This is a genomic window from Streptomyces sp. URMC 124, from assembly GCF_051386455.1.
GTDB lineage: Bacteria > Actinomycetota > Actinomycetes > Streptomycetales > Streptomycetaceae > Streptomyces.
On sequence record NZ_JBPQTS010000286.1, the window covers coordinates 1 to 3,248 of the forward strand.

Below are 3,248 nucleotides of genomic sequence, written 5' to 3' on the forward strand. Positions count from 1 at the left end.
GCCCCCGGACCCTGCCCCCGGACTCTGGACCCTGGAGTGTTCCGCATGCTGCTCCGCCGCCTCGCCCTCGCCACCGCCGCACTGGCTCCGGTGGCCCTGCTCGCCCTCCCGGCCGCCACGGCCGCCGGACTCCCCATGCCCCCGGCCAACCCCGAGAGCAACGACCACCTCACGGTGACCGTCAGCGACACCGGGAAGTTCGGTACCCACCTCACCGGCGTCCGGACCTACGAGCTCTACTGCCATCCGGCCGGCGGCACGCACCCGCGCGTCAGAGAGGCCTGCGGCCAGATCGACGGCCAGACGACCTGGGGAAAGGATCCGTTCGCCCCCGTCCCCGAGGACTCGGTGTGCACGATGATCTACGGCGGCCCGCAGCGCGCCAAGGTCACCGGCCGGTGGGCCGGCCGCCCCGTGAAGGCCGAGTTCACACGGAAGAACGGGTGCGAGATCGACCGCTGGGACCGCTTCTCCAGCCTGCTCGGCACGCCCGCGAGCACCCACCATGTCCACCACAAGGGCTGACACATAAGACATGTCGGGCCTGCGGCAGACGCCCCACGGCGCCCGTCCGGCGCGCCTCGCCGCACGCCTCGTCCGCCGCCGCGCCCGCCCCGGCAGCCCGTAGACTGCGCTCCAGTGACACGCCACGGCGCGGCGGAGCGCCCGCCAGGCGGGGTCGGCAAGGTGCGGTAACCAGGGAGGAAGCGTCGTCGTGAGCAGCAGGCCATCCCGAGGCGCTGCTCGCCTCGCAGCCATACTCGACGCCCTCCCCGACGCCCTGTTGCTGGTCAATTGCAACGGCACCGTCGTCAACGCCAACCACATAGCTCTCGAGACCTTCGAGGTCCCGGGCACCGGGCTCGTCGGGCGGGGACTGCTCTCCCTCCTGCCCGACTTCGACTCGCGCCGCATCCCCGGCTCGATGCGCCTGCCCGACAGCGACGACGGCCGCACCAAGCCGACCCGCATGATCGCCCGGCGTACGGACGGCTCGCAGTTCCCCGTCGAGGTGACGAGCGCGAACCTGGAGGACGGCCGCACCCCGTACGCCGACCACCAGCCCTACACGGGCGACGAGCTCCTCATGCTCGTCGTCCGCGACCTGACCGGCACGCTCGACACCGAGGCCGAACTCGCCCGTCAGCAGCGGCAGACCGAGATGATCCTGCGCGCCGCCGCGGAGGGCGTCGTCGGCGTCGACACCGCCGGCAAGATCGTTCTGCTCAACCCCTCCGCCGCGCAGATCCTCGGCTACCGCGCCAGCGACCTGGGCGGGAAGGAACTGCACCCGCTGATCCACCACTCCCGGCCGGACGGCACGCCGTTCCCGTACGAGGAGTCCCCGATCGCCGACACGCTGCGCTCCGGGCGCAAGCACCGGGTGCGCGGGCAGGCGCTGTGGGCCAAGGACGGGCGGGCCGTGCCCGTCGACCTCACCACGGCGCCCGTGCGCGACGGCGACCAGCTCGTCGGCGCGGTGATGACCTTCACCGACCGCCGGGCGTACGACGCGCTCGCCGCGCGCCACGCGCAGCTGCAGGCCGTCCTGAAGGAGTCCCTGCGCGGGCCCCTGGAGCAACTGCGCGCCGAGCTCGGCACCCTGGCCGCCGACCCGGCCGGCCAGCTGTGGCCCGAGGCCAACCAGATCCTGCACCACCTCTCCGCCGGGTACGCCCGGATGACCACGCTCGTCGACAACGTCCTCGCCTATCAGCTGCTGGACTCCGGCGAGGCCAAGCTGGAGCGGGAGACCGTCGCCCTCGACGAGGTCGTGGCCGCAGGCGTCGACGGCGCGGTCGAGCTGATCGGCCCCGGGCGGGCGCAGTTCGCGGTGCACGCCCCCGCCATCGAGGCCGAGGTCGACCCCGGGCGGTTCGCCCAGGCGCTGGCGCACCTGATCGCGGACGTCGCGGGCGTCGACGCCACGGGCAGCGCCCCCGCGGGCGGCGCGCCGTCCGGCGACTCCACGATCGTCGTCGCGGCGGCGCAGCGCGGCGAGGTCGTACGGATCGAGGTGCGCGGGCCCTACGCGGGGGGCGACCCCGTCCACGGGCCCCTCGTGCGCGGCATCGTGCGCGCGCACGGCGGCGTGCTGCAGACCCACGACGTGCCGGGCGCGTCCGGCGGCAGCGCGTACGTGCTGGAGGTGCCCGTCTCCGCGAAGGGCGGGCCGGTCAGCCCCGCCGCCACGGAGCGGCGGTCCGCCACGGACACGATGAACGCCACCACCGTCATGCCGGTGCCCTCCCAGCGGGCCCGCGGCACGTCGGAGGCCTCCGCCTCCGCCTCGGCCTCCGAGGCGGCCCCCGCCACGCCCGCCCCCGAGGGCTCCGGTGCGCCGGGCAGCGGGCGGCGGGCGCGCCGGGGCGCGGACGGCGACACCGTGGGCGACGGCGCGGCGCAGCCGGCCGCGGCCGCGGCCCCGCAGAACGACGACACCCCGCCCACCGGGCGGCGGCGCGCCAAGCCCCGCACGGACGAGGAGCCGCCGGTGCCTCCGGCGGCGGCCGACGGCGACGGCTCTCCGGCGGGCCGGGCCTCCCGGCACGGGCGCGGCGGGCCCGACGACGCCCCCGCTGCCGGTCCGGAGCCGAGGCCTGCCGGCGACGGCGACGCGAGCGGCCTCGTACCGCCGCAGGGCTCGCCCGCCGGGCCGACGGGCCGGCGCGCGCGCAGGGAACCGCCTCAGCCGCAGCCGCAGCAGGCCGAGGCGCCGCGCACGGCGTTCGCCCTGCCGCCCGCCGAGGCCGACCGCACGCCCGAGTCGGCCGCCGCGGTCGCCCCCACCGGGCGCCGGGCGCGCCGGGCCCTCGCGGAGTCCCCCGAGCGCCCGATCCCCGGCCAGACCGCCGCGGAACCCTCCGTCCCGCGCGCGGCCTTCGCCCTCCCCCCGGCCGACGCCGACCGCTCCCGCGAACCGGGCCCCGGCCCCCTGCCGGGCGCTCCCCGCAAGCCCGCCGACGACGAGCCGCCCGCGCCGTATCCGGAAGGGGCCCGCGACCGGAACGGCGCCGGACACCCCGAAGGGGAACCCCAGCCCGCGCGGGGCGGCACGTCGGCCTTCCTGAGCCCGAACGGCCCCGCGCCCGCCGACGGGGCAGGCGCACCGGCCCCGTTCCCCGGCCCGACGAGGCCCGCACCGTCCGGCCCGGTCGCACCGCCGCCCCCGTCCCCGTCCCCGTCCCCCGGGCAGGGCGGCACATCCGCCTTCCTCGGCGCCAACGGCCCCACCCCCGCCCACCGGG

2 protein-coding genes are annotated in these 3,248 nt (G+C 77.4%); both read left to right on the forward strand.

The annotated features are described in order from the left end of the window. Positions 1 to 45: 45 nt before the first annotated feature. Positions 46 to 525, forward strand: a complete 480-nt coding sequence (locus ACSNOG_RS32215) for an SSI family serine proteinase inhibitor (protein ID WP_436756248.1) — start codon at positions 46 to 48, stop codon at positions 523 to 525. A gap of 190 nt (positions 526 to 715) precedes the next feature. Next, the coding region (locus ACSNOG_RS32220; protein WP_436756249.1) for a PAS domain-containing protein at positions 716 to 3,248 on the forward strand (2,533 nt) is incomplete at its 3' end.